This is a genomic window from Citrobacter arsenatis (assembly GCF_004353845.1).
GTDB classification, from domain to species: Bacteria; Pseudomonadota; Gammaproteobacteria; order Enterobacterales; family Enterobacteriaceae; genus Citrobacter; species Citrobacter arsenatis.
On record NZ_CP037864.1, the window covers coordinates 1,371,079 to 1,396,237 of the forward strand.

Sequence of the window (25,159 nt, forward strand, 5' to 3'; positions counted from 1 at the left end):
TGACAATTAGCGTCTTCGTGGCAAAACGGTGGCGAGATGAGGATGAGGTACTGAGTCGTTGCGACAGTGAGCGAACATTTTGCTAACCGGAGCCCGATTGTGTGATGTGTTTAAAATGCAAACGCGATTAGCTCAACGTCGTCTGCAGTGACCTTAACCATCGAACCTTCGGTGTGCCATGCACCTAATACTACGCGGAACGCAGGTTGGCTATTGGCTGTCAGTTCATGCACTGCCGGGCGGTGGGTATGACCGTGAATTAACCACTGGACCTGGTCTTTTTCCATCTCGGCCACTACGGCCTGCGGATTCACATCCATGATCTCCAGCGACTTGCTGCTGTTGGCCGCTTTGCTGTTGGCGCGCATTTTCGCCGCGATGCGCTGGCGAACGAACAGCGGCAGGGCGAGGAACAGCTTCTGTAACCAGGGTTGATGCACTTTGGCGCGAAACGCCTGATAGCCTGCGTCGTCGGTACACAAGGTGTCGCCATGCATGATCAGTACCTTGCGGCCATACAGGTCGAGCACTTTTTCTTCCGGGAGTAAGGTCATGCCGCTCTCACGGGCAAAACGTTTGCCGAGTAGAAAATCACGGTTGCCGTGAATGAAAAAGCAGGGGACGCCGGAATCTGCCAGTGATTTTATCGCCGCGGCCATTTCATGATGCAGCGGATTAGGATCGTCGTCGCCAATCCAGGCTTCAAACAGGTCGCCGAGAATGTATAGCGCATCGGCCTTTCGCGCATCACCAGCTAAAAAACGCAGAAAACCGGCGGTGATCGCCGGTTCTTCTGTGCAGAGGTGAAGATCTGCAATAAACAGTGTCGCCACGATTACTCGCTGACGGTCACGTTTTCGATAATAACGTCTTCTTTTGGCACATCCTGGTGCATACCGCTGCGACCGGTAGAAACGCCTTTGATTTTATCAACCACGTCCATGCCTTCAACAACTTCAGCGAACACGCAGTAACCCCAACCCTGCATGCTTTCGCCAGAGAAGTTCAGGAAGTCGTTGTCTGCAACGTTGATGAAGAACTGTGCGGTTGCGGAGTGCGGAGCCTGAGTACGCGCCATCGCCAGCGTACCACGGGTGTTTTTCAAACCGTTGTTCGCTTCGTTTTTGATCGCTTCTTTCGTGGCTTTTTGCTTCATGCCCGGCTCGAAACCACCGCCCTGGATCATGAAACCGTTAATAACACGGTGGAAAATGGTGTTGTTGTAAAAACCTTCGCGGCAGTAGTCCAGGAAGTTTTTAACTGTTTCAGGCGCTTTATCATCAAACGTTTTGATTACGATATCGCCGTGATTAGTGTGGAAAGTAACCATTTTTGCATCCTGTTCCGATAGATTGGTGCTTCGACCCCGTCAAGGGTCAGAGTTAGGGGTGTGTTATAGCATAACCGCAAGCTGCGATCACCTCGCAAAGTGTGCTGCTTCCGCTCTAAATTATGGGTATTATACAGACTTTACTATCCACACACGTCTACACGGAATCTTCGATGTTAAAAATCTTTAATACACTGACGCGCCAAAAAGAGGAATTCAAACCTATTCATGCCGGGGAAGTCGGCATGTACGTGTGTGGTATTACCGTTTACGATCTCTGTCATATTGGTCACGGACGTACCTTCGTTTCTTTCGACGTCGTCGCGCGCTATCTGCGCTTCCTCGGCTATAAGCTGAAGTATGTGCGCAACATTACCGATATCGACGACAAAATTATCAAACGCGCGAACGAAAACGGCGAAAGCTTTGTCGCGCTGGTTGATCGTATGATCGCGGAAATGCATAGCGATTTTGACGCGCTGAATATTCTGCGCCCGGACCTGGAACCGCGCGCTACGCACCATATCGCTGAGATTATTGAAATCACTGAACAGCTGATTGCTAAAGGTCACGCTTACGTTGCTGATAACGGCGACGTGATGTTCGACGTACCAACTGACCCGAACTACGGTCAACTGTCACGTCAGGATCTGGATCAGCTGCAGGCAGGCGCACGCGTTGACGTGGTTGATGTTAAACGCAACCCGATGGACTTCGTGCTGTGGAAAATGTCCAAAGAGGGCGAACCGAGCTGGCCGTCTCCGTGGGGCGCAGGCCGTCCGGGCTGGCACATCGAATGTTCTGCAATGAACTGCAAACAGTTGGGTAATCATTTTGATATTCACGGCGGCGGTTCAGACCTGATGTTCCCGCACCATGAAAACGAAATCGCCCAGTCCACTTGTGCGCATGACGGTGAATACGTCAATTACTGGATGCACTCCGGGATGGTAATGGTTGACCGCGAGAAAATGTCCAAATCGCTGGGCAACTTCTTCACCGTGCGCGACGTGCTGAAATACTACGATGCCGAAACCATTCGCTACTTCCTGATGTCGGGTCATTACCGTAGCCAGTTGAACTACAGCGAAGAGAACCTGAAGCAGGCGCGTTCTGCGCTGGAGCGTTTGTACACTGCGCTGCGCGGTACCGACAAATCCGTTGCCCCTGCGGGTGGCGAAGCCTTTGAAGCACGCTTCATTGAAGCGATGGACGATGACTTTAACACGCCGGAAGCCTACTCCGTGCTGTTTGATATGGCGCGTGAGGTTAACCGTCTGAAGGGTGAAGATGTGGCGGCGGCGAACGGCATGGCTGCGCATCTGCGTAAGCTCTCCAGCGTGCTGGGCCTGTTGGAACAGGATCCCGAAGCGTTCCTGCAAAGCGGCGCGCAGGCGGATGACGGTGAAGTTGCCGAAATTGAAGCGTTAATCCAACAGCGTCTGGACGCCCGTAAGGCGAAAGACTGGGCGGCAGCCGACGCCGCGCGTGACCGTCTTAACGAGATGGGTATCGTGCTGGAAGACGGCCCGCAGGGCACCACCTGGCGTCGTAAGTAACTCTCTATTGCCGGATGGCGGCTAACGCCTTATCCGGCCTACGATGGGATGATCGGTAGGCCGGATAAGACGCAGCGCGTCGCATCCGGCAGATTAATATTTCCGATACCACCACAGCACACCCATCATTACTATTCCCGGCAGCCATACCCACATCAACTCCGACATTATCACCTGGTGCCCGTACGGCGTGGCGTAGCGTGACAGCGCGAACGGCGCGACTTTAATCACCTGCCACGGCGCGAAAAAGCGTTCATCCGACCATGGCCACAGCCAGCCGACGCCTTTGCCGCCGGTGGTGACCGAATCCAGCAGACTGTGCGACAGCAGTGAAACCGTCAGGAATAGCCAGCAGCGAATCAATCCGGCTTTAAACCATTGTCGGCCAATCAATACGCAAAGCAGCGGCACGACAAAAGCAAACAGCAGTGAGTGGGTAAAACCACGGTGACCAAACACGTTGCCGTAGGCGACGCCAAATTTAAAAGACAGTACGTCGGCGTCCGGCAGCATAGCCAGAATGACGCCAGTAAACAGTAATCGCGGGGGGATGACTTTAAGTCCGAGACCTAACCCTAAACAGAGTGGAACGGCCGCGTGGGTAACGATTGTTGGCATGATGATCGCTTCGAGTGAAAAAACGACATGCTAATCGTTTACTGTGAAGTAGGGATGAAGTCATTATCTGAAAACGAGAGAGGAAGTGGCCGGACAGGGATTGACCTTATCCGGCACCGGGATCACGCTACGACGTTAATGCTGTGGCCTTCAAAGCTGACGGTCTGACCGGCAACGATTTTGCAGCGTTTACGCGTTTCAACAGCGCCATCGACCTTCACTAACCCTTCGCCAATAGCAATTTTTGCCTGGGCGCCGCTTTCGCTCCAGCCTTCCAGCTTCAGCAAATCGCAGAGTTCAACGTGTGGGTGTTTACCCAGTGAAAATGTGGCCATCTTAAACGTCCTTTACATCATGATATTCAACACACGCTTGCAGCGTGTTTTCGATAAGTGTGGCGACTGTCATTGGGCCTACGCCGCCGGGAACCGGCGTGATGTATGACGCGCGTGCGGCAGCATCTTCAAAGACCACATCGCCAACAACCTTACCATTCTCCAGACGGTTGATGCCGACATCAATCACAATCGCACCTTCTTTGATCCACTCACCGGGAATAAAGCCAGGTTTGCCGACGGCAACAATCAGCAGGTCAGCATGCTCTACGTGGCGACGCAGATCCTTGGTGAATCGGTGGGTGACGGTGGTGGTGCAGCCCGCCAGCAGCAGCTCCATACTCATCGGGCGACCGACAATATTCGACGCGCCAATGACAACGGCATTCAGACCGTAGGTGTCGATGTTGTAACGCTCAAGCAGGGTTACGATGCCGCGTGGGGTACACGGACGCAGGCGCGGCGCACGCTGGCACAGGCGACCGACGTTATACGGGTGGAAACCGTCAACGTCTTTATCTGGCGCAATACGTTCCAGCACTTTTACGTTGTCGATACCCGCAGGTAACGGCAGCTGAACCAGGATACCGTCGATGGTGGTATCTGCATTGAGCGTATCGATCAGCTCAAGAAGCTCCGCCTCGCTGGTGGTTTCAGGCAGGTCATAGGAGCGGGAGACAAACCCCACTTCGTCACAGGCTTTGCGTTTACTCGCAACATAAATCTGCGAAGCCGGGTTGCTACCTACCAGCACAACAGCCAGGCCTGGGGCGCGTAATCCAGCCGCTAAACGCGCCTGAACTTTTTGAGCAACCTCAGAGCGCACCTGCTGCGCAATCGTTTTACCGTCAATAATCTTTGCTGCCATCAGAGAGAAGATTCCGTCTGTTACGTTAAACCGAAGGGGATGCTGCTATTTTGTCAGAAGCGGGGCGTGCTGTCAGTTTTCGTTTGCGTTTTTACGTGCGATAGGGAGCGTCGTACTCTGCAAATGGGGGGAGTGCAGAGGCTGAAACCGTATGAATAATTAATGAGCGTGCGAATTAAAATTAACGTGAATGAAACAACTCATCACCCTGGTGTTTTCAGGGGGAATGCACCGTAAACCAGTCTGTTACAGTTATTATGGGGGATTTTACCTCATTTTTACCCAGATTTTTCCTGGGTCCCATTAAGAATTAGCCAGGGCTATTAAAAGGATTTGCAGGTATTTTTCATTAATTGAAATGTTTAATTTATCGCTGTGACGAATAGTCATATTCGCGAAGATAAATTAGTGAATCAAATACTCAGGAGAGTTGGGGTAAACGGTTAGCTAATTCTCTTGCGATATATATCTTTACAGGATGCAGAGATAATTAGCCAGACATTTAATGTCGATAATGATTCAAACGGATCCCGCAGGATGCCGGAGCCGGATGTGTGTAATTCAAGGGAAATCCATGAAACGTAAATTAATGACCTCTTCTGTTATTGCCAGCCTGATGTTAGTTGCGGGTGCTGCAGTTGCAGCCGATCCGGTAAGCGTCAGCGGCGGTACTGTGCATTTTGAAGGTGAACTGGTCAATGCAGCCTGTGCCGTCAGTACTCAGTCATCCGATCAGGTTGTCACCTTAGGCCAGTATCGTACCGCCAGTTTTGCCGCAGTGGGTGATACTACGGCACAAATCCCGTTCTCTATCGTACTGAACGACTGTGATCCGAAAGTTGCCGCAACCGCAGCCGTTGCTTTCTCTGGTCAGTCCGATATTACCAACAACAACCTGTTGGCCGTTACTTCCGCAGACAACGGTACCACTGCCAGCGGTGTTGGGATTGAAATTCTGGACAATACGTCCACCGCGCTGAAGCCGGATGGCGTTACTTTCTCTACCGCTCAGGCGCTGGTAGAAGGGACCAACACCCTGCGTTTCTCTGCGCGTTACAAAGCCACTGCCGCAAGCGCTACGCCGGGTCAGGCAAACGCCGACGCGACGTTCATCATGAAGTACGAATAAGCCGTTTTGATTTGCGCAAGGATGAAGTTCGCCTCATTGGATGAGGCACTATCCGGAGATGATGAAGGATGCGGCAGATGATAGGGAAAGGCGTGGCGCTGGCGGGAATGCTTGGCGTAATGCCCGTGTTTGCACATACGGTAATACTGGAAAGTGGCCAGCTACACTTACGGGGGCAGCTCGTCAACGGCGCCTGTACGGTCGCCACTGACAGTCAGAATATGCGCGTGCAAATGGGGCAGTATCGCACCAATGCGTTCTCCGGGACGGGAAGCTTTGCCTCTACCAGTGTACCGTTTTCACTGCGCTTAACCTCGTGTAGCTCTGATGTTTATGACCATGTAGGGATTGCGTTTGCGGGCGTGACGCCAGCGGAAGATCCGCAGGTTTTCCTTGCCAGCGGCGATGCGTCTGCGGCTTCGGGGATTGGTCTGGCGTTATTTGACGAGCGCCAACGGCAAATTATTCCCAATGCGCTGCCGCTTCATTATGCGCCGATTATAACGCAAGAGATGACCTTTCATTTCACTGCTCGTTATCGGGCTGTCTCGGAAAATATAACGCCGGGAATGCTTCGTTCAGACGTGTGGTTTACGTTGGTTTATCCCTGATTTATTTCCCAACGATAATCACATCAAAGGTATTTTTAGCTATGTTTAATTATCTAAAATCAGGTTTTATCCTTTTACTGGCCTTATTTTCTGCTGCCAGTGTTCAGGCTGCCGGTGGGATTGCATTAGGTGCCACTCGTGTTATTTATCCAGCCGATGCTAAACAAACGTCCCTGTCTATTAGCAATAGCGATACTAAAGAACGTTTCCTGGTAAATTCATGGATCGAAAATAGCACAGGCGTTAAAGAAAAATCATTTGTGGTTACGCCTCCGCTGTTTGTCAGTGAGCCCAAAACCGAAAACACGCTACGTATCATCTATGCCGGTGAACCCCTGCCCAAAGACCGTGAATCGCTGTTCTGGATGAACGTGAAGGCCATTCCGTCAGTCAATAAAAACAGCCTTGAGGGCAAAAACGTTCTGCAACTGGCGATTCTGTCACGCATCAAGCTATTCGTTCGACCCAATAATCTGCCGCAAATTCCGGAAGATGCGCCAGGGATGTTGACGTTTTCCCGTTCCGGCAACCACCTGAAAATCAACAATCCGTCAGCGTATTACGTCACGTTGGTCAATCTCAATGTGGGGAAGACGAAGGTCGATAACGTGATGGTCGCGCCAAAAAGCGATGCGCAGGTTCTGCTGCCAACGGGCGTTCAGGGCAACGTTACATTCCAGACGGTCAATGATTATGGCGCGGTGACTCCGGCCAAAACGGTTAGCGTGCGTTGAGATAACGATGAATAAGACAACGTATTTTCCTGACCTGTTACCGGGGGTTACGCCACCGCTGGCGGGGGTGGCGTTGTCCACGCTGGCGGCGCTCTTTCCCTCTTTAAGCCATGGGGAAAGCTATTTTAATCCGGCTTTTTTATCTGCGGATACGGCAACCGTGGCGGATTTATCTCGTTTTGAAAAAGGTAATCACCAGCCTGAAGGCGTGTACCGCGTGGATATCTGGCGCAACGATGAGTTTGTCGCCACTCAAGATATTCGCTTTGCCACCAGTGCGGGAAAAGCCGGAGAGAATTCCGGCGGGCTGATGCCATGCTTTGGACTCGACTGGGTGAAGCGTCTTGGCGTTAATGTCGCCGCATTTCCTGCGCTCAGTAAAGATCCGAACAATACCTGTATCAATCTGCCTGAAGCGATTCCAGGCAGCGAAATCGCGTTTGATTTTTCTACCCTGCGCCTCAACGTTAGCCTGCCACAGGCGTCGATGCTGAACAGCGCACGCGGCTATATTCCGCCGGAAGAGTGGGATGAAGGGATCCCGGCTGCGCTGGTGAACTACAGCTTTACCGGCAGCCGCGGCAGTGACACTGACAGCTATTTCCTGAGTATGCTCAGTGGTCTGAACTATGGCCCCTGGCGGCTGAGAAACAACGGCGCATGGAGCTATTCCAAGGGCGATGGATACCACTCACAAAGCTGGAAAAACATCGGTACATGGCTTCAGCGCGCGATTATCCCGCTGAAGGGCGAACTGGTGATGGGTGACAGCAACACCGGAAACGACGTTTTTGACAGCGTCGGGTTTCGTGGTGCGCGGCTCTATTCCTCAGACAGTATGTATCCCGATAGCTTACAGGGCTATGCGCCTACTGTTCGTGGCATTGCGCGTACCGCAGCGAAACTGACCATTCGTCAGAATGGCTATGTGATTTATCAAAGCTATGTTTCACCCGGTGCTTTTTCGATAACCGATCTCAACCCGACGTCATCCAGCGGTGACCTTGAGGTTACGGTGGATGAGAAAGACGGCAGCCAGCAACGCTATACGGTGCCGTACTCTACGGTGCCCTTATTACAGCGAGAAGGGCGTTTTAAATATGACGTGGTCGCTGGGGATTTTCGCAGCGGCAACAGCCAGCAATCCTCACCGTTCTTTTTCCAGGGAACATTAATCGCTGGGTTACCAGAAGGCTACACCGCATACGGTGGTACGCAGTTAGCCTCACGCTATACGGCGGTGGTTTTAGGTACAGGCCGAAACCTGGGAGATTGGGGGGCGGTTTCTGTCGATCTAACCCATGCGCGCAGCCAACTGGCGGATGACAGTACGCACCAGGGGCAGTCTTTGCGTTTCTTGTATGCGAAATCGTTGAACAATTTTGGCACTAACTTCCAGCTGTTGGGATATCGCTACTCTACGCGTGGCTTCTATACCCTCGACGATGTCGCGTATCGCAGTATGGAAGGCTATGAGTACGAATACGACAGTGAGGGTAATCGCCACGATGTGCCCGATGTGAAGAGTTACCACAACCTGAGCTACAGCAAAAAGGGCCGTTTCCAGATAAACATTTCGCAGAATCTGGGGGATTACGGATCGCTGTATGTCTCGGGTAGTCAGCAAACGTACTGGAATACGTCAGACACCAATACCTGGTATCAACTGGGCTATGCCAGCGGTTGGCAGGGGATTAGCTATTCACTCTCCTGGTCGTGGAATGAATCGGTTGGCATCTCCGACACCGACCGTATTCTGGCGTTCAATATGTCAGTGCCGTTCAGCCTGCTCAGCGGACGACGTTACTCACGAGATAACGCCCTCGATCGTACCTACGCCACCTTTAACGCCAACCGTAATAGCGACGGACAAAATAGCTGGCAGAGCGGGATCGGCGGTACATTGCTGGATGGACGCAACCTGAGCTATAGCGTGAATCAGGGGCACAGCAGCACCAATGGCTACAGCGGAAACGCCAGCGCCAACTGGCAGGCGGCCTATGGCACGCTGGGCGTGGGATACAACTACGACCGCGACCAGCATGACTATAACTGGCAGCTCTCCGGCGGCGTGATCGGGCATGCGGACGGCATTACGCTCAGTCAGCCTTTAGGTGATACCAACGTGCTGATTAAAGCGCCTGGCGCGCAGGGTGTACGGATAGAGAACCAAACCGGCGTTCAAACCGACTGGCGTGGATACGCGGTGATGCCGTATGCCACCGTCTATCGCTATAACCGGGTCGCGCTAGACCCTAATTCCATGAACAACAATACCGATGTGGAGAATAACGTCAGCAGCGTAGTGCCAACGCAAGGTGCGCTGGTGCGAGCGGCGTTTGATACACGAATCGGTGTGCGGGCGCTGATTACCGCGATACATGCCGGTAAACCCGTGCCGTTTGGCTCCGTTGTGCGAGAAAACACCAGCGGCGTAACCAGTATGGTGGGCGAAGACGGGCAAATTTATCTCAGCGGTCTGCCGCTAAAAGGCGAGTTGCTGATCCAGTGGGGGGAGGGCGCAAACGCGCGTTGCATGGCGCGCTACGTCTTGCCTGAGGAGAGCCTGAAACAAGCGGTGACGCTCACAAACGTGACGTGCGAATCTCCGTCGGCACGACAGGAATAATACGATGAAACGACAAACGGGTTTGTTACTGGGAAGCGCTTTACTGCTGGTCGCCCATTCGTCCTGGGCAACGGTCTGCCAAAACTCGAATGGCACACCAACGGATGTTTTTTACGATCTGTCGAATGTCTTTAACAGCAGCAACAACCAGCCGGGACAGGTCGTGACGTTACCGGAAAAATCGGGCTGGGTTGGCGTTAATGCCACCTGTCCCGCCGGGACGACGGTGGATTACACCTATCGAAGCTATGTCACTGAACTTCCGGTTCAAAGTACTGAGGGTGGTTTTCAGTACCTGAAACTCAATGACTACCTGCTGGGGGCCATGAGCATCACCGATAGTTACGCTGGGTTATTTTATCCCCCGCGTAATTATATCCGCATGGGGACTCACCCTAACGTGCCTAAGCAGCAACCTTTTGGCGTAATGGATTCAAAGCTGGTGTTTAAACTCAAAGTGATCCGCTCGTTTATTAACATGGTGCCGATCCCCCGGCAGACGATGTTCAGAGTCTATGTTACGACCAGTACCGGCGATGCGCTAAGCACGCCGGTTTACACCATCAGCTACAGCGGTAAGGTAGAGGTTCCACAAAACTGCGAGGTGAACGCCGGGCAGATTGTTGAGTTTGATTTTGGTGATATTGGCGCATCGCTATTTAGCAAGGCGGGGGCGGGAAACCGGCCCGAAGGCGTTAATCCGCAGACCAAAACGGTGGCGATAAAGTGCACTAACGTCGCCGCACAAGCCTACTTAACCATGCGGGTAGAAGCGGAGAAAGCCTCTGGGCAAATGATGGTTTCAGACAACCCGGATTTAGGGTTTATTGTCGCCGATACCAACGGCAGACCGCTGACGCCCAATAATCTGTCGAGCACTATTCCATTTCAACTGGACGACAACGCCGCGGCAAGCGTGGGTATTCGGACATGGCCGGTCAGCGTAACGGGCAATAAACCTACTGAAGGGCCTTTTACGGCTCGTGGCTATCTGCGAGTGGATTATGACTAACAAGAAAACGCCATTCGCAGGGGCGCTTCTGGCGATGGTGCCCCTGCTAACATTCAGTTCGTTGGGCCATGCCGCCTCGTCGCTGGGGGAAATCAATATTGAGCTGCGTGGCAACGTGGTGGACTTTACCTGCGCGGTCATTGCCAGCGACAGCAATAAGTCGGTGGAGCTAGGCACCTGGCCGACAAAGCAGCTTCAGAGCAGCGGAGATACTACCCAACCGGTCGCATTTACGCTGAAGCTGGAAGGCTGCCCGCCGGGATCCGCGTCGATAACGTTTTCCGGGACCCCGGCCCCTGGCACGACGTTGCTGGCGCTGGATGATGCAGTGCTGGCACAAAAGGTAGCGATCGAACTGCACGACAGCGACCGTACGCGATTGCCACTCGAGCAGGCCAGTCAGACCGTGGGGATTGATGAGAACGGCAACGCCACACTGACCTTTTTTGCCAACTATATTGCCCTGGCTGATGGGGTTCAGCCTGGGGTCGCAAAGGCTGATGCCACGTTCATGATTAACTATAACTAATCAATACGCTGACAAAACACTCCCGAACGACATCTCGCCGGGAGTGTTATTACATTAATTCATGCATTTTTGCGTAGTCGATCAGCTCAACGATAGTGTGTAACCCGAGCTTGGAGTAGATATTAGCCTTGTGAGCGCTAATGGTTTTATTGCTGAGTAACAACTGCTCGGCAATTTCCTTATTGGACAATCCGTTTGCCAGATAACGCAAAACCGTAACCTCGCGGTTAGAGAGTGGCATGTCATTCAAGACGCCTTTTTGCGAATTTATATTGTTAATGAAGTTAAGGGTATCCGAAGGGAAAAAAGAATATCCCGATAAAATCATTTTTACGGCATTGTAGATATCATTGAGATCCTTTCGTTTACTGACAAAACCATTTGCACCGGCGCGGATAGCGCGTCCGGCATAAAAAGATTCTGATTTTGAAGACAGAAACAGCACCCGAGTTTTCTCCTGTAACGATTTTATTCTTTTGAGTAAAGTAAAACCATCAGAGCCTGGCAGCTCAATATCCAGGATGACAAGATCGACAGGGTACGTGCGCAGATGCTCTATTGCCGTACGACTGTCGTCGGTTTTCAATACCACCTGAATATTACTATTTTTCTCGAGTAGTACTTCTATCGACATTCTGACAATAGGGTGTTCGTCCATAATGATAACGGATGCTGGTTTCATTGTTGTATGCCTCAAACTGTTTGCGTATCTTGCGAATTTGATAAAACATCAGGCGTTATAATATTGTCAAATAGCCAAGAGTTGTTCTGAGGGATAACCGAATAAATAATATTTCATCCTTGTTTATTCGGTTGTTCTTCTGCAGAACAATGAATTTGTGGAAAATCCATTTCACACCGGGAAAACTAACAATTAATCAGGAAACAGTGGGGATTATACCTGCTCTGTTCTTTCGGAAAAGACTTACAACAACCAGGTTGTTAATGTCAGTTAGGATATTCTGAAAGATCCAGATGTGTTAATGACTATTGGCATTATTTATCTGCGGTTCGAATTATGGCAGACTGAAAAATTTTTTTAAATAGCAAAAACGATACAATAAACTAATTGTTTAGGTTTTGTTAAGGCAGGGGTTAGGCTATTTTATATTGAAATGCACAGAATCAGTAAGGTTAAGTGTGGTAGTGGTATCAGGCATAATACCAGGAATAGTTGTAAATATTAAATATTTGTAAAAATTGGATCTATTTTCTTATTCTTGAATAAGTAATTTCTTAAAAAATCTTATAGCACAGAGGGTTATGGTGTTAAATTAAATGAAGAGAGGTAACGTTGAGGCGATGTATCAGATGCAAAAAACGCTGCCTGTTAGGTAATCCCAGGCGTGTAATCAACTGGTTCAGCCGATAGATGATGCGGTGGTAGGGTTGGTTTTGCAGCAATGCAATCTTTTTTAAGGAGTTACCTTGTAAAAGCAAGGCAATCATCTCCCAATCGAGCTGATTTATGCGCCTGGAATGAATATAGTTAAGCACCGGGGATAATAAGGCGTGGCGCATCTCAGGGAGGTGCAGGTTGCGTGACAAGATATAAAATGGACCGGATAGAGAAATAAAGGTTGTGAGATCGCTATCGTGACTAGAAAGCAATATGAAGATTTGAATATCGCTACGTTGCTTAATTAGCTGACGCAGACGCTCTAGTATATCGAAATATGAGGTTGTTAAGCCTTCTATGTCGATAACTAACTGGCTAATTACCGGCTCCTGCATGCTGACCAACGCCGACTCAATGCTCTGGAAGATCGCCGTGCGAGTACCTGAAAATAAATGTCGACTCAGCGCATAGGCCAGATAGTGGTCTGTCGTAATTATCGCCTGAGATATAGTATCGCCCGGTAATGTGTATTCGAGTTTTTGCGCCAGATACTCGAGCCGGTCAAATACCTGTGAGGTACAGTGGGGATATTGCCAGGTACAGTTAGTATTTCGTATGCGGCGATAGCGGTCCCGGCGTTTTGCGCTGTGCATCCTTTTCCATTCCGTTTTTGTTGCGGCAGGTCTGGATAAATTGCTGACTATAAACATCCCTGACCCAACATTTTGCCAGCGTAAAGGGAAGTGTCCTTGTGCCGTGGGTTTCAGTGTTTCAACAATCATCAGACTGGCAATTGCGTATCCCATCAGAATAATCTGCCGGAAGTTTTCTGATGTCTTACTCAATGCCTAAAAGATCGTTTTATCCAGTTCAACCTCTCTCTAAGATTAGGTAAAATATTACCGGGTATGTCTTTTTGTTACCCCGGAAATAGTATGGCTGGATTATTCTGGCAGTCTGAGGATAGGTACAGTAGGAGCCGATACTTAATCGAGGATGAGATATTTCTCAATAAAAATTAGGCAAAGATAAGCGGTCTAATTTTGTAGAAAGTTCAGATGTGCGCGGATGTATCTTAAGAATTGCTGATCGTTTTTCACATGTAGCTTTTTCATAATGCTGCGACGGGTCGCTTTGGCCTGGAGATCGCTTACTGAAAGCAGGTGAGCCGTTTCGGCTAACGTATACCCACTGGCGAGAAACATTAAGAATTGACGCTCTGCGATAGAAAAGTTGCGGGTAGTGCAGTAATGGCAGATTGTTGCGGGCACGCTATTACGCAGCGCGCGTTTTTGCAGGATGATCACCAGTTTTTTGGTTATCTCGTCAACATCATCTTCCCGATAGATCAGGGGCAACATGTACAGGCAGGGCCGGAACATCAACTTATCTTTATCGTTTTTGCTACAGATAACCACCCGGTGTTGACGCCTGGTGTGGACCGGAACCTGATAGCAATCGGCGCTGAGCCAATCTTCATCCAGTGAGATAAAGGCGATTTCAGCGCGATCGATATCTTCGACAGGTAAAAAGCAAATCTCCTGATGCCACTGATTTGCCAGATGGGAGATGATGATTTTCAGTCCATGTTCGAAGTGACTGTTTTCTTCCTTGATGGCGATACTTAACATTAAAGAGTTCCTGAACCGCTGGAGAGGGGATAAAGGAATGTTAAGCAAAATCATAAATATTCTAAATACATGTATCCCTAAATCTGACGTTTTGCGGGCTGAGTTGTTACCAGGTGATTTCCTGGATACCCTTGAACGAGCAGAAAAAATCAACATTCGTACACTTCGCCAGCAACCGGAACAAAAGGCATTGACTCAGCAGGCGCTGACCGTATAATTCACGCGTTTCATCCGCATGAAGTAATCACTTCACAATGCGCCCTTAGCTCAGTTGGATAGAGCAACGGCCTTCTAAGCCGTAGGTCGTAGGTTCGAATCCTACAGGGCGTACCATTATATTTCAGTAACTTACCCATTTTCTGCAAGTTCCTTATTTTCCAGATGGGACATATTTGGGACATCATCACTGAAAATTGAGTCAATTTGCTTTGCGTGTTCCGTTAAATGGTTCGGCGCAAGGTGAGCATATCGGCGTACCATTTCGATGCTCTCCCATCCTCCCATTTCCTGCAGAACAGAAAGCGGAACTCCTGACTGAATTAGCCAGCTGGCCCACGTGTGCCTCAGGTCGTGGAAGCGGAAATCCTCAATCCCGGCCCGACGGCAAGCCGCATTCCATGCCCGCTGATCATCGACGCGCATCTTTCTCACGGTTGGAGTCTTTGACCCATCAGGACGGATACCTTCTTTCGTATGCACGAACACCCATTTATGATGCTTACCAATCTGGTCACGCAAAACCTTACAGGCAGTGTCATTCAGCGCTACGCCAATAGCTCGGTTTGACTTGCTGTCTTCAGGATTCACCCAGGCAACACGACGCTGCATGTCGATCTGCTGCCATTCCATATTGATGATGTTCGAACGCCGCAGTCCGGTTGCCAGCGCAAACTTAACAACCGACTTCAGTGGATCCGGACATTCATCAATCAGCCTTTTCGCCTCATCTGCCTCAAGCCACCGAACTCGCTTATTTCTTACCGATGGAACCTTGATCACCGGCGCTTTTTCCAGCCATTTCCAGTCACGTTCTGCAGCCCGCAGAATTGCCTTCATCAATGCCAGATGCTTGGCTTTGGTGGAGGTGGTGACCGGTTTAGCTGAATAGACTGGCGCTGGTTCTCCATTCTTTTGCGCCGCGGCAGCTTTGATTTTCCATATCTCAAGCTGTTTGCGGTTGCTCATCCTGTTCACTGCTGAGTAAATCTTTTGCTCGGTCACATCCTTTAACCGGATCCCCTCAAAATGCGCCAGCCAGAAAGCCATACGACTGCGGTCATCCTTCAGTGATTTCTTCTCTGCCTTTTCCTCCAGCCAGCGCATACAGGCATCGTCAAACGTTACATCAGGGAAATCGCCAAGCCGGTCTACTCGCCACAATTCAGCTTTGCGCTTGTCATGTAGCTCAGTAGCGAGCCGCTTGTCGGAAGTCCCAAGGCTTTCCTTAATTCGCTTCCCGCCCGGTGTCGAGTAGGACGCGTACCATATTTCACCTCTGCGGAAGAGTGACATTGTTTTTCCTCTGTTATGCCATCACCCGCGCTCACGGCGACAGTATGCAGCGGAGAGTTAAGCGCCGCAATGCAGGCCTGTCGTGTTGTGAGGTAAGGGGATTTAGGTTTTGCGGGGTCTTTGCGGGTTGCTTGCAGTCGGCCTGAGCGGATCCAGTTAGTGGCTGTTGGTCTGGATATCTGAAGAAATGCGCAGGCCTCATCGAGTGTTAGGCTGTGTGATTCCATAATTTTCCTACTTGGTAAATTTCCAGATAATAGGGAGTAAGTGTAAAAATCTTCCTACTCTTGAATGGCTATCTGCACGATGCATAACCCATCTGGTAAACATAATTGGAGCAATATGCTCCTTCTTTGCTCCATCATCACATGACCATTTGACGCAACATTGCTCAGAATGATGTGCGATGTAAATTCCACCACTCCCATCAATGGTCACTTTCTTTCCGTAGTGCTGAACTATATTCATGGTTTTCTCCAGGCAAAAAGAACCCGGCACTATGGCCGGGAAAATGGGGGATAACGTGGCAGTGCATTCGCACCCAATAGCCGACTCAGTGAATCAACTATCAGTTGCTTCATAAGCGGTTGCGAATTTTATCCAGCCAATCAAGATCTGGTTCTGGTGCATCGCATATCTCAGGCTCTTCGAGAGCATCACGAAAAGCAGCGGCAACAATCTTCCCGCCCATAAACTCCATCCCCGCGTTGACTGGAGGTTCTTTACCGTCCTTATACTCAAATACGAACGTCATCTTTCCCATAATATCTCCTCATGCCACCCGCATAGCTCGGAGGCGTTTTAAGTGTTCTGCTGTTTCGATTTCTTCGGCGATCCGCTCGGCCTGTGCTTTGGTCAGCGGCTCGAACTCTGCTTGAAAGCGGCCCATGCTGGCGATGCAGATGCGACCGTTTCGGATGTAGTGGATGACTTCGTGAGTGGCGCGGATGATTTTGCAGGGTGCGCCGTGGAGATCGGCGTACCAGGTATTAGGCTGGATTATCCTGAACATTAATCACCTCAAACTCTCCCTAATTTGAAAGTAGCCGCCCATGGCGTACCGTTTGGTGAGAAGTAGAAATAAAGCGGCCACCATTTACCAAAGCACCGCAGAGGAAGTCGAAAGCAAATATATCCCCAACGCTTTGTTCTGATATTTACCGCCCAGTGCATGGCGTTTTCACCGTAGATGGTGACTGGTCCAAAACTGACATGACCTCCCATGAAGTTTTCCCACCATGAAAGGCTTTTAAACTCTTTTCTGTTCAGCACCGCATTCTTAATCCATCCCATCACATCCTCCCAATCTTCTTACGCAATTCCATATTGCTCTGGCACTCCACACACATCGTGCATCCCGGATACGCTTTCCGGCGAGCCTCCGGCAAATTGTCTCCACATTTCTCACAGTGCGTTGCTGATACTGCTGAGTGGTTGAGTCTGTGAGCCTGAATAGCATGGTCTCGCATCATCTCTTCGAGAGCGCTGGCCTGATCGATGATTTTGATGTCATTTGCGACTTCTCCTACGCTTTTTGGCTGCTCGGCGTGCTGCTGCAATACCCGTTTTCCCGCCACCAACTGGATAACTGGCATCCGTACGTAAAGCAGGAGATATTTCAGCAACGCTACATTGTCTGACTGATGCTATTGATGAAAGAGCGATAGCAATAGCGAGTGATGACCTTTTCATCAGTGCTCCATGAACTGTCGGTTAATTAGGTTGAAGGTGAACGCGAGAAAATAAAAAGTCCGCATCAGCGACCTTGTGATTCGTTTGGTTAGCGTCATGCTGCCTCCCGTCGAGCGAGAAGTTTCGCTCCGAAAGTCATTAATTCGTCCCGTTCCACAGTTGCGAAGTGGCAGTGTGTACGCGGGTACGGATGCCAGATAATGAGCATCGATCCTTTATTATTTCCAGATACCGGTTTACCAGTGACCGGGTTGATAAATGCCAGCCGTCCGGCAGTGATGAATCGCACCTCACTTGCTGTCTCGATAGCCTCACGGAACCAGCCGACGGAAGTATCAGCAGGAACCAGCATGACGGTGCCGATCTGGTTCCTGCTCTCCGCTGATGCTTTCTTCACGAATGGCGTGATGTCGCTGTATGGTGGGTTAAGCCAGACGTAGCCAGGAACATTCAGGTAATCAGCCCACAGTGTTTCCAGCGTGTTCTGATCGGCGGTGATGAACTTTCGGCATAGCGCGTTATGAGGCGCTGCTGCTGCGTCCAGTTGAAAGCAAAATTCATCATTAAGTGAAGCGAATAGGGCTGGCGGCGTGCGCCAGAGGTCGCGCTGGTCTGGCGGGGTTTTACTTCCGCCATAATCTCCACTCAACTTCTCGGCTGGCAGCGCCGCGGCGATACGCTCACCGATCCATCGCATTACCGGAACCGCCATACTATTTCCGATCGCCTTGTAACGCGGCGCGTCATCAGCAAGTTTTTCCCCGTACTGGATCAGCGTGTGCCCATCTGGGAATCCCTGAAGCCTTTCATATTCGAGAGGGGTAAGGGTTCTTACGCGATTATCGGCCATAACAACAAGCTCTCGACGGTCCTTATAATCTCTAGCCGAAAGCGTGCTACTTACTCCGTCATCGATGTATGAATCTGTTCTTCTGAAGCGATAGAGAGTGCAGTTATCAACTGTGCTGGAGCGTCTCTCGACCCCAACATTATTCGCCTCAGTCGACCCGCTGCCGACGTCTTGCTCAAAAAGTATTTCTGCGGGATCAAATCCTTTTCGAGCACTTGCGACAACGAACACACGGCGGCGTTGTTGGGCCACTCCAAAAAATTGAGCATCAAGAACGCGCCAGGCAATAACCCTTTCTGGTCCAGACACACAACCTGCGTGCGTCCATTTTCCCCCTGCTGGCTGCAACTCACTGCTTTCTCCGGCAAGTCCTGCCAGAAAGCACCCGAAGGCATTATCTTTGCTGCTGAGCACGCCGGGGACGTTTTCCCAGACGATAATTGCTTCTGTCTCACCGCGTTCGCGGCGCTTTGCGTCGATTGCATTGGCTAATTCCACGTATGAGAGGGTTAACTGGCCGCGGTCATCAGACAGGCCTTCACGTAAGCCGGCGATGCTGAATGCCTGGCAAGGCGTACCGCCGACCAGAACATCAGGCGCCTCGACATCACCAGCGCGCACCGCATCGGCGATTTTTGTCATGTCGCCGAGGTTTGATACTTCCGGCCAGTGCTGGGCAAGAACAGCGGAGGGGAAGGGTTCAATTTCAGAGAACCAGGCAGGTTTCCAGCCGATAGGCTCCCATGCTTTGCTGGCAGCTTCGATGCCGCTGCACACGCTTCCGTATCTCATGATGCACGCTCCGGATCGTTAACATCCCATCCATTCCGCTCAATATTCACAGACAGCCGCTTATCTCCTACCTCTTTGATACTCCGACCGGTAATCTCTGCTACTTCTGCGTTGGTGTAGCGCATGAGCGCTGATAGTTCTTCTATGCTCCAGGCTTTCATCAGTCGCTCCTTACTTGTCCATAACGACCGCGATACTTACGCATACGGTCATCAACGTAATCAGGCTCTACAGGTCCAACTACCACCCATCCCGGCCTGAATGACGCTTCTAAGTTGGCGTACCAGACTTCCTTTTCGTGCAACTCAAGAAGCCTGTCTTCCATGGTCGGCTTCTGGAAATCGTCATTAGCGATAGCTGCAAAGCAACGAGCCAGCACTTCTTCACGCGTGCCGGATCGCTTTGGTGGGCGCAGATATCCCGCCCCGGTGAGAGGTGCCGACATTTGATTCTCCTGATTAAATGGCGTGGATAGCGTGACGAGGGAAGGGAAGAGTTACCGGTGCAAATGGAATATCGTCATCAAAGTCCATCGGCGGTTCGCTGGCTTGCGGCGCAGCTGCGCGTTGTTGTTGCTGTCGCTGCGGCTGTGACGACGATTGCTGGCTCTGCTGCTGTCCATTGCGCGGAGGAAGGTCTATATCTCGCACCAGAATTGTTGGTGTCTGAGCTGCTGATCCATCCTGACGAGTCCACTCTTCAATGACGAACTCTCCTGACACAGTGACCTTTGCGCCTTTAACTACTGCCACAGATAACTTCTCAGCCATCGCGCCAAACATTTTGCAGTTCAGCCATGATGTCTTTTCGTTCTCACCAAATCCGGTTTTTGCCGGGATAGAGAATGATGCAATGTGCTTCCCGTTTGGTGTGACGCGGAGCACCGCGTCTTTACCAACGTTGCCGGAAACGATGATGGTGTTAATTGCCATTTATGCCGCCTGTTTTAGTTCTCTGATTCGAATTCCGGTTACGTCTTTGCATTTAGCCTGGTGGTCAGGCCATCCGTTAAGGCGTTGCCATGTTGATGCGTATTGTTCCTGCAGTTTCTTGCTGTCGTTCTCAGCGCCAGCGTACTGCGTAAATTCAGCCAGAATCTGGTCTGCATCAGCCGGTTTTAAGTGGTGAACCTCTGCATCGGCATCAATCGCGGTTTCTTCGGTAGGGATGCAGAACGCCTGAAATGCAGCGTATTTGTAGGCGATCGACATAGCTTTGTTAGTCGCCTTATCACCGCTGTCCATTGCTTCGCCGTAGGTGGTGACCGTGTGGATGCTGCCATCCTCGGTGCTGACGAAATCGAAGTCTCCGCGAACTGTGATGTAGAACAGTGCGCCACCGCTTTTACTGGTTCGCTCTACGCTGGTTCGTTCGGTGTAGCGGGGTAGAATCAGAAGTTTGTGCTTCACAAGTTCCGGTGCCAACGCGTTGTAGATATCGTCGATTCCGCGAAACGCGTAGTTAACCTGGCTGCCTTGTTTTTTCTCCTTCCGGATTCCCTGCTCAGCAAGGGCGGAGGCAACTCCACTGATTGCGGCGTAAACCTTCTTCTCGGTCATGTGAAATCTCCTGCAAATTCTGCCCAACTGATCACCGGATTCTGTAGCTCAGCAGCCAGGTTAACTGGCTCGTCGTCTTCTGCTTCCACGTCGCCAATCACATCAGACATCAGCCGGATGAAAGCATCATCGTCCCATCGCTCTGCAACTCTCATGCCGCTTGCTCCTGATGTGTGATTACATAACCCTGTTCAGCAAGCCATTCGAGAACTACAGCGCCGTCTAACTGCGGGAGGACTTCTCGTGTGTCTACTGTCCCATCAAGCGTCACACCATCAAGCTCCAAGACCTGATTGCGTTGGCTGTCCAGATATCCATGAGCGTGGTCATATTTGAGTTTCAGCTTCATATGCACCTCAGTAGTTAATTTGTGTTCTCGGTACCAGGCCATCCATCAGCGCTTTCAGGACTTCGATAGCCTGTTCGCGTGAGATGCTGGTATTAGCTGTGAGTGCGTTTACGATTTCAGTACCAACGGCCTTGCGGTGCTTAACATCTGCTTCACGTTTTGCCTTCTCGTCAGAGATGCGCTTCTCTTCCGCAAGACGGGCTGCTTCTTTCGCCTCAGCTTCACGCTTGATGCGATCAGCTTCTTCCTGAGCTTTGCGCTGTTCCGCTTCAATGGCTGCTTTCTTATCTGCTTCAGCTTTCTCTGCGGCGTCTTTAGCTTCCTGCTCTGCGCGTTCTTGTGCTTGCTTAGCCAGTAATTCAGCCTGTGCTCTTGCTGCAATCGCATCCTCTTCGCGTTTCTTCGCTGCTGCCAGTTCAGCCGCTGCTTTCTCTTCGGCTTCGCGCTTGGCCTGTTCTGCCGCCTGACGCTTTAACTCTTCTTCATGAGCAATGCGCTGGCGTTCTTCTTCCGCTTTCTTCTCTGCCAGTTCACGGTCAAATGCGTCGTTCATCAGCAAAGCAATTTCATGGTCTGACTCTAGCTGCTTACGGTCTTCCTCTGCTTTAATCTTGGCGGCTTCCTCTGCCTTAATTCGCTCCTGTTCTGCCTCCCACTCTGTTAGTGGGCGGCGTACCTCATCTTTCAGCGCGTCCAGACGTTCACGCACAATGCGGCGGCTTTCGTCGATCTGCTTTGGTAGCGCCTTCAGTTCAGCAACAAGGTCTTTACCGGCGTTGTCGATGTATGTTTTTGAACGCGCAACCTTGTGCGCCATGGATGCGATAGCATCACGGCCTTTCTTGGTGGATACATCCGGTACCAGGCTGCGAGCTTCTTTCTCGATTTTTTCAATGATGGGATCGAGTTGCTCGTTATTGGTGAATACAGCCATTGCACTCGATTTTTCGATAACGACTAAATCCGTTACTTCACTCATGGTCTCTCCTGAAATTTGGTTGTGCGCTTCCCGTCTGCGATAGCCGGACGAGTAGGGGGAATGTGGGAGGTTTGTTATTCGGTTGGTGGCTCTGGAAGAGGTTGCCAATGACTTACTTTTTCTACGCGCAAAGGTTTCCATTTCCCATAAGAAAACACATGTAATCTGTCTCCAATAATGAACCCGAAATCATAATCACCATCATTAAGAAGCAACACCATCACTCCATTAGGAGGCATCTTGTCACTACACTTAATCCAGCCCATAATCATTTCCTGTGCCACGGAAAACCAATTGCCGCCTTCATATCGTTGTAGGCCGACATCCACATCAAGCCATCACCTATGAATCTGGCGATTAGCGCTTTGTTCTGCGCTGCACGAAGCATGTTGTGATTAATCATGATTTACCATCCACCTGCTGCAATAACCCGGCAATGTGCATCTGCCAGCGGTTCATTGTGATTTTCTCGCGAGGTTTATCGACTGATGAGAGTTGCCACTCGTTGTCGTTGAGTTTTGATGCGTGGTACTGCTTGCCGTTGTGGGTGACTGTCATGAGGGATCGTCCTGTTTCAGACTTTCAAGATACTCATGCGGGTCGTCGTAGCACTGGCATTCGCTGTACCAATCAACCCAGCGATCGTTAAGATCCATCTCCTCAAGGTCTTGGTCGGTAAGGCTTTCGTCAAACATCTGAAGGCCATTTGCATTGCTGTAATCTGGCTTGATGTTGTTGTCATACTGGAAAGCATCGTAATCAGCCAACGCGCTCATCATTCGCACACCTTCTTCGACGCTGCTCACATCAACAAAGAAAGGCTTGCCTGGAATCTGTGGTATATGCCATACACGTAATTTATTCATAATCATCTCCGCGCTTAAGCCGCGCCGCTGAGCTAAAGACCTCTGCATGCAAAAATACATATGCAGACTTATTGGTAAGCGGTGGATAGCCGCCGTGATAACAGAGCACCCTCGTGAAGGCGCTGTGGTATCAGCAATAAAAAACCCGCCGGAGCGGGTCTATTCGTCGTCATCATCGTCATCGAGGTTTATTGTTTTTACCCATATTCCCCTGGTGTTTCTTGAGCACCATTCATCAGCTTCATGCCATGACGTGAACACTAAATTCTCATCAAACGCATCCTTTGCTATCTCTACTTCTTCCGAATCATCAACGTTCAAAAGAACGATAAGCCTCGCCATCGCCTTACCCTCTGTTTGTATCGTGAGCTAATAAAAAGGCCGCCTAGTTGGCAGCCTGTTTTTTCTGAGCTTCAAGCTCTCTGGCAATCATCGCCGTGGTTCTAATTGCCCAGCGGTCAACGTGTTTACCATCTTCGATGACAAGCGCCATTTCTTCCGGCTTAACCATGCATTCAGCATCGAGCTTGCATCCTTTACACCTATTGAACTGACCACACCATTGATTGGTGTCTACATTGGCGCTCATTCTTTTGCCCTTAACGCTTCCAGTTCGTGATTTCTGATGTCTTCAATATGTTGTCTATTTTCTTCTGCAGTAATAACGTGAACATAAAACCCGTGTTCATCGCTGGTATTTATTGTTCTAAATCCCGCCGCACGAATACCCTTCTGGACAGCGTGAGCCTTTTCGGCACCGCAAAAACCAAATGTTATTTTTGCCATTGCCTCACCTCATAAGTTAATTAACGCGCCGTAACCGATTTGCTGCTGCGATGACCGGCGGCGTATAGCGCCACATCCGGCAAACATGCAGAACCGCCTGTATTGCTGTCACGCAGACTACCGAGCGAAGTGGCGCGGTCTACTCGTGACGGGCATCCGCTAAGAATTTCACCAATGCGATTAGCGAAGTGTTTCTCAGCTGCTTTCTTTGCATTGAACGCCGCAAGGCGACGCGCTTGATTTCTGTTCATGATGGTTCCCCTTGTGAGTTCTTTGGTGGTGTGTTGAATGTGGATTTGAACCACAAAATCCGGCGGACTTTTCGCTTGGTTGATCAAGCCAAGCACCATCGACTTACTCACAGATGGCTGCGCAGCCAATCCCGATTGATATTCGATGCCAGCGAATCATTTCCTGTTTCACCACACCCCGAAGAACTCTCTCCGGCCTCAGATTCTGAGGACTAAATTTTTAATGAGCAGCCGGACTTCCTGTCTGGCGCGGCAGGTAACTCTTGTTGCCGCATCGATGTTTCGTTTCGATGTGGTAACTATAAAACTATGGTTGTATCACTGTCAACAACTAGGGTTGTAATATTTTATGGTTTGGTTGTTTTGTGGTTGTAATTTAAAGGGAAATAATTTTATTGAGGTAATAAAAAAGCCCCGTGAAGGGGCTTTAGAATGGAAAAGTTTCTTTTACCAAAGTGTCGATGACCAGAAAACGCGACCGATTACTTCTACGCTTCCTATCTCTGCTTCTTCATCAGGCCATTCTGCAGAGTTATAGCTACGAATGGTTAATGTATCTGGGCCAGTTCTGTACAAAAGTTTTAGGCGCTTCCAGCCGCCTTGGTTAATTGCATACAGCTTACCATCGACAATTTTTTTATCGTTGCAGTTTACAGCTACCGTTGTTCCTTCTGGGATCACTGGCTCCATGCTATTCCCATGAGCGGGAAAGCAGAGAACGCCAGATCCATCAGAATTGATGCCTTTGCGTCTTAATGTTGACTTAGAAAAACGAAGCATAAATCCGTTGTAGTCCTCATCAGAGAAGCTTCCGTCACCACACGCAAATTCAATATCTTTGAGGAATGGCACTTCCACTTCATCACTGCCAAGAGGGGTTTCGTTGTCCCATGGATCAACGGGCTTCCAATCCATTTCTGGAGGAATATCTGAATCAGGATGATGTGGTGTACTTCCATCGCCCTTCATCGGCCCAACTTCCTCTGCGAGCCATTCAGGGCGCACACCTAAAGCTCGAGAGATCTCGATAATCTTAGTTGAGCTTTTGGCGTTCCCAGACGTTAGCTTTTGAATTGCGGCTTGGCTCACACCAGCCAACTTAGCTAGGTTCATCTGAGTCATGCCAGCTTCGCGCATGGCAACTTTTAAGCGTTCTGCAAGTGTCATTTTCATGCCGTGAAAATACAACCTTGGTTTTG

39 protein-coding genes, 1 tRNA gene and 2 pseudogenes are annotated in these 25,159 nt (G+C 50.3%); 10 read left to right on the forward strand and 32 right to left on the reverse strand.

Annotated elements, in window-relative coordinates:
- Window positions 1-110 precede the first annotated feature (110 nt).
- Both lpxH and ppiB read right to left on the reverse strand, forming a co-directional pair.
- On the reverse strand, window positions 111-833 hold the full coding sequence (lpxH, locus tag E1B03_RS07390) for a UDP-2,3-diacylglucosamine diphosphatase (protein WP_103768687.1): 723 nt from the start codon (window positions 831-833) through the stop codon (window positions 111-113).
- A gap of 2 nt (window positions 834-835) precedes the next feature.
- Window positions 836-1,330, reverse strand: coding sequence for a peptidylprolyl isomerase B (ppiB, locus tag E1B03_RS07395; protein WP_003021875.1), 495 nt, complete (start codon window positions 1,328-1,330; stop codon window positions 836-838).
- A gap of 173 nt (window positions 1,331-1,503) precedes the next feature.
- Here ppiB and cysS point away from each other — a divergent pair, with 173 nt between their 5' ends.
- Window positions 1,504-2,889: a cysteine--tRNA ligase gene (gene cysS, locus E1B03_RS07400; RefSeq protein ID WP_103768688.1), complete on the forward strand. Its 1,386-nt coding sequence runs from the start codon at window positions 1,504-1,506 to the stop codon at window positions 2,887-2,889.
- 93 nt (window positions 2,890-2,982) lie between these two features.
- Here cysS and E1B03_RS07405 read toward each other — a convergent pair whose 3' ends face one another.
- From E1B03_RS07405 to folD, 3 genes are all read right to left on the reverse strand, one after another.
- Window positions 2,983-3,507: a metal-dependent hydrolase gene (locus E1B03_RS07405; RefSeq protein WP_133085944.1), complete on the reverse strand. Its 525-nt coding sequence runs from the start codon at window positions 3,505-3,507 to the stop codon at window positions 2,983-2,985.
- A 122-nt stretch (window positions 3,508-3,629) separates the two neighbouring features.
- Window positions 3,630-3,842: a ribosome-associated protein YbcJ gene (gene ybcJ / locus E1B03_RS07410; protein WP_016152124.1), complete on the reverse strand. Its 213-nt coding sequence runs from the start codon at window positions 3,840-3,842 to the stop codon at window positions 3,630-3,632.
- Window position 3,843: 1 nt separating this feature from the next.
- Window positions 3,844-4,710: a bifunctional methylenetetrahydrofolate dehydrogenase/methenyltetrahydrofolate cyclohydrolase FolD gene (gene folD / locus E1B03_RS07415; RefSeq protein ID WP_003021887.1), complete on the reverse strand. Its 867-nt coding sequence runs from the start codon at window positions 4,708-4,710 to the stop codon at window positions 3,844-3,846.
- A gap of 574 nt (window positions 4,711-5,284) precedes the next feature.
- Between folD and fimA the strand changes: the two genes are divergently transcribed.
- From fimA to sfmF, 6 genes are all read left to right on the forward strand, one after another.
- Window positions 5,285-5,839, forward strand: a complete 555-nt coding sequence (gene fimA, locus E1B03_RS07420) for a type 1 fimbrial major subunit FimA (protein WP_133085945.1) — start codon at window positions 5,285-5,287, stop codon at window positions 5,837-5,839.
- Window positions 5,840-5,916: 77 nt separating this feature from the next.
- The gene (gene fimI, locus E1B03_RS07425; RefSeq protein WP_103768690.1) at window positions 5,917-6,450 is read left to right on the forward strand and encodes a type 1 fimbrial protein subunit FimI; all 534 of its coding nucleotides are present in this window, start codon (window positions 5,917-5,919) and stop codon (window positions 6,448-6,450) included.
- A 41-nt stretch (window positions 6,451-6,491) separates the two neighbouring features.
- Window positions 6,492-7,184, forward strand: coding sequence for a type 1 fimbria chaperone FimC (gene fimC, locus E1B03_RS07430; RefSeq protein ID WP_103768691.1), 693 nt, complete (start codon window positions 6,492-6,494; stop codon window positions 7,182-7,184).
- Between the two features lie 7 nt (window positions 7,185-7,191).
- Complete coding sequence (locus tag E1B03_RS07435; protein ID WP_133085946.1) at window positions 7,192-9,813, forward strand: fimbrial biogenesis usher protein; 2,622 nt, start codon at window positions 7,192-7,194, stop codon at window positions 9,811-9,813.
- A 4-nt stretch (window positions 9,814-9,817) separates the two neighbouring features.
- The gene (gene fimH / locus E1B03_RS07440) at window positions 9,818-10,825 is read left to right on the forward strand and encodes a type 1 fimbria D-mannose specific adhesin FimH (RefSeq protein WP_133085947.1); all 1,008 of its coding nucleotides are present in this window, start codon (window positions 9,818-9,820) and stop codon (window positions 10,823-10,825) included.
- Window positions 10,818-11,354: a fimbria assembly protein gene (sfmF, locus tag E1B03_RS07445; RefSeq protein ID WP_103768694.1), complete on the forward strand. Its 537-nt coding sequence runs from the start codon at window positions 10,818-10,820 to the stop codon at window positions 11,352-11,354. The genes fimH and sfmF overlap by 8 nt, the downstream gene beginning before the upstream one ends.
- Before the next feature lie 49 nt (window positions 11,355-11,403).
- Here the strand turns inward: sfmF and fimZ are convergent, their stop codons facing one another.
- From fimZ to fimW, 3 genes are all read right to left on the reverse strand, one after another.
- Window positions 11,404-12,036: a fimbria biosynthesis transcriptional regulator FimZ gene (fimZ, locus tag E1B03_RS07450; RefSeq protein WP_103768695.1), complete on the reverse strand. Its 633-nt coding sequence runs from the start codon at window positions 12,034-12,036 to the stop codon at window positions 11,404-11,406.
- A 587-nt stretch (window positions 12,037-12,623) separates the two neighbouring features.
- Window positions 12,624-13,346, reverse strand: a complete 723-nt coding sequence (fimY, locus tag E1B03_RS07455; protein ID WP_133087198.1) for a fimbria biosynthesis regulator FimY — start codon at window positions 13,344-13,346, stop codon at window positions 12,624-12,626.
- Between the two features lie 384 nt (window positions 13,347-13,730).
- Entirely contained in the window at window positions 13,731-14,324 is a 594-nt protein-coding gene (gene fimW / locus E1B03_RS07460) for a fimbria biosynthesis transcriptional regulator FimW (protein ID WP_103768696.1), read from the reverse strand.
- Window positions 14,325-14,361: 37 nt separating this feature from the next.
- Between fimW and E1B03_RS07465 the strand changes: the two genes are divergently transcribed.
- Window positions 14,362-14,541, forward strand: a complete 180-nt coding sequence (locus tag E1B03_RS07465) for a hypothetical protein (protein ID WP_103768697.1) — start codon at window positions 14,362-14,364, stop codon at window positions 14,539-14,541.
- Between the two features lie 39 nt (window positions 14,542-14,580).
- Window positions 14,581-14,657, forward strand: a tRNA-Arg gene (locus tag E1B03_RS07470).
- A gap of 15 nt (window positions 14,658-14,672) precedes the next feature.
- Here the strand turns inward: E1B03_RS07470 and E1B03_RS07475 are convergent.
- From E1B03_RS07475 to E1B03_RS26435, 6 genes and pseudogenes are all read right to left on the reverse strand, one after another.
- The gene (locus tag E1B03_RS07475) at window positions 14,673-15,836 is read right to left on the reverse strand and encodes an integrase (protein ID WP_133085948.1); all 1,164 of its coding nucleotides are present in this window, start codon (window positions 15,834-15,836) and stop codon (window positions 14,673-14,675) included.
- 164 nt (window positions 15,837-16,000) lie between these two features.
- A pseudogene (locus E1B03_RS26690) lies at window positions 16,001-16,063 on the reverse strand (helix-turn-helix domain-containing protein); the annotation flags it as partial.
- Window positions 16,064-16,413: 350 nt separating this feature from the next.
- Entirely contained in the window at window positions 16,414-16,599 is a 186-nt protein-coding gene (locus E1B03_RS07485; RefSeq protein WP_133085949.1) for a hypothetical protein, read from the reverse strand.
- 9 nt (window positions 16,600-16,608) lie between these two features.
- On the reverse strand, window positions 16,609-16,848 hold the full coding sequence (locus E1B03_RS07490) for a DUF4222 domain-containing protein (RefSeq protein ID WP_133085950.1): 240 nt from the start codon (window positions 16,846-16,848) through the stop codon (window positions 16,609-16,611).
- A gap of 8 nt (window positions 16,849-16,856) precedes the next feature.
- Window positions 16,857-17,129, reverse strand: coding sequence for a hypothetical protein (locus E1B03_RS07495; protein WP_133085951.1), 273 nt, complete (start codon window positions 17,127-17,129; stop codon window positions 16,857-16,859).
- The gene (locus tag E1B03_RS26435) at window positions 17,129-17,308 is read right to left on the reverse strand and encodes a TraR/DksA C4-type zinc finger protein (RefSeq protein WP_246044164.1); all 180 of its coding nucleotides are present in this window, start codon (window positions 17,306-17,308) and stop codon (window positions 17,129-17,131) included. Before E1B03_RS26435 ends, E1B03_RS07495 begins: the two co-directional genes overlap by 1 nt.
- Between E1B03_RS26435 and E1B03_RS26440 the strand changes: the two genes are divergently transcribed.
- Window positions 17,279-17,476: a hypothetical protein gene (locus E1B03_RS26440; RefSeq protein WP_246044179.1), complete on the forward strand. Its 198-nt coding sequence runs from the start codon at window positions 17,279-17,281 to the stop codon at window positions 17,474-17,476. The genes E1B03_RS26435 and E1B03_RS26440 overlap by 30 nt on opposite strands.
- Window positions 17,477-17,622: 146 nt before the next feature.
- Here E1B03_RS26440 and E1B03_RS26605 read toward each other — a convergent pair whose 3' ends face one another.
- The 18 genes and pseudogenes from E1B03_RS26605 to E1B03_RS07570 form a co-directional block, all read right to left on the reverse strand.
- Entirely contained in the window at window positions 17,623-18,177 is a 555-nt protein-coding gene (locus tag E1B03_RS26605) for a phage N-6-adenine-methyltransferase (RefSeq protein WP_425456655.1), read from the reverse strand.
- A 12-nt stretch (window positions 18,178-18,189) separates the two neighbouring features.
- Window positions 18,190-19,170 (reverse strand): annotated as a pseudogene (locus tag E1B03_RS26610) (DNA cytosine methyltransferase); the annotation flags it as partial.
- Entirely contained in the window at window positions 19,167-19,331 is a 165-nt protein-coding gene (locus tag E1B03_RS26190) for a hypothetical protein (protein ID WP_165955299.1), read from the reverse strand. The pseudogene E1B03_RS26610 and the gene E1B03_RS26190, both read right to left, overlap by 4 nt.
- Window positions 19,331-19,615: a hypothetical protein gene (locus E1B03_RS07510; protein ID WP_133085953.1), complete on the reverse strand. Its 285-nt coding sequence runs from the start codon at window positions 19,613-19,615 to the stop codon at window positions 19,331-19,333. Before E1B03_RS07510 ends, E1B03_RS26190 begins: the two co-directional genes overlap by 1 nt.
- A gap of 13 nt (window positions 19,616-19,628) precedes the next feature.
- Window positions 19,629-20,102: a single-stranded DNA-binding protein gene (locus E1B03_RS07515; protein WP_133085954.1), complete on the reverse strand. Its 474-nt coding sequence runs from the start codon at window positions 20,100-20,102 to the stop codon at window positions 19,629-19,631.
- Window positions 20,103-20,729: an ERF family protein gene (locus E1B03_RS07520; RefSeq protein ID WP_133085955.1), complete on the reverse strand. Its 627-nt coding sequence runs from the start codon at window positions 20,727-20,729 to the stop codon at window positions 20,103-20,105. It abuts the gene before it with no gap.
- Window positions 20,726-20,884 (reverse strand): hypothetical protein, encoded by a 159-nt coding sequence (locus E1B03_RS26195; RefSeq protein ID WP_165955300.1) that lies wholly within the window; start codon window positions 20,882-20,884, stop codon window positions 20,726-20,728. The genes E1B03_RS07520 and E1B03_RS26195 overlap by 4 nt, the downstream gene beginning before the upstream one ends.
- Window positions 20,881-21,078 carry a hypothetical protein gene (locus E1B03_RS07525; protein ID WP_133085956.1) on the reverse strand — a complete coding sequence of 66 codons (198 nt, stop codon included), beginning with the start codon at window positions 21,076-21,078 and terminating at the stop codon, window positions 20,881-20,883. Before E1B03_RS07525 ends, E1B03_RS26195 begins: the two co-directional genes overlap by 4 nt.
- A 7-nt stretch (window positions 21,079-21,085) precedes the next feature.
- A complete protein-coding gene (locus E1B03_RS07530; RefSeq protein ID WP_133085957.1) occupies window positions 21,086-22,057 on the reverse strand; it encodes a coiled-coil domain-containing protein in 972 nt (323 codons plus the stop codon).
- 74 nt (window positions 22,058-22,131) lie between these two features.
- Window positions 22,132-22,323: a DUF551 domain-containing protein gene (locus E1B03_RS07535; protein WP_165955301.1), complete on the reverse strand. Its 192-nt coding sequence runs from the start codon at window positions 22,321-22,323 to the stop codon at window positions 22,132-22,134.
- Between the two features lie 2 nt (window positions 22,324-22,325).
- Window positions 22,326-22,460: a host cell division inhibitory peptide Kil gene (gene kil, locus E1B03_RS26795; protein ID WP_129694910.1), complete on the reverse strand. Its 135-nt coding sequence runs from the start codon at window positions 22,458-22,460 to the stop codon at window positions 22,326-22,328.
- On the reverse strand, window positions 22,457-22,615 hold the full coding sequence (locus E1B03_RS26200) for a hypothetical protein (RefSeq protein ID WP_165955302.1): 159 nt from the start codon (window positions 22,613-22,615) through the stop codon (window positions 22,457-22,459). The genes kil and E1B03_RS26200 overlap by 4 nt, the downstream gene beginning before the upstream one ends.
- Complete coding sequence (locus E1B03_RS07545; protein WP_133085959.1) at window positions 22,612-22,923, reverse strand: superinfection exclusion protein; 312 nt, start codon at window positions 22,921-22,923, stop codon at window positions 22,612-22,614. Before E1B03_RS07545 ends, E1B03_RS26200 begins: the two co-directional genes overlap by 4 nt.
- A 159-nt stretch (window positions 22,924-23,082) precedes the next feature.
- Window positions 23,083-23,265, reverse strand: coding sequence for a hypothetical protein (locus E1B03_RS07550; RefSeq protein ID WP_133085960.1), 183 nt, complete (start codon window positions 23,263-23,265; stop codon window positions 23,083-23,085).
- 43 nt (window positions 23,266-23,308) lie between these two features.
- Window positions 23,309-23,512: an antirestriction Ral family protein gene (locus tag E1B03_RS07555; RefSeq protein ID WP_133085961.1), complete on the reverse strand. Its 204-nt coding sequence runs from the start codon at window positions 23,510-23,512 to the stop codon at window positions 23,309-23,311.
- Window positions 23,509-23,709, reverse strand: a complete 201-nt coding sequence (locus E1B03_RS07560) for a hypothetical protein (RefSeq protein WP_133085962.1) — start codon at window positions 23,707-23,709, stop codon at window positions 23,509-23,511. Before E1B03_RS07560 ends, E1B03_RS07555 begins: the two co-directional genes overlap by 4 nt.
- Window positions 23,710-23,729: 20 nt before the next feature.
- The gene (locus tag E1B03_RS07565; protein ID WP_133085963.1) at window positions 23,730-23,960 is read right to left on the reverse strand and encodes a transcriptional antitermination N peptide; all 231 of its coding nucleotides are present in this window, start codon (window positions 23,958-23,960) and stop codon (window positions 23,730-23,732) included.
- A 447-nt stretch (window positions 23,961-24,407) separates the two neighbouring features.
- Entirely contained in the window at window positions 24,408-25,133 is a 726-nt protein-coding gene (locus E1B03_RS07570) for an XRE family transcriptional regulator (RefSeq protein WP_133087200.1), read from the reverse strand.
- Window positions 25,134-25,159 lie beyond the last annotated feature (26 nt).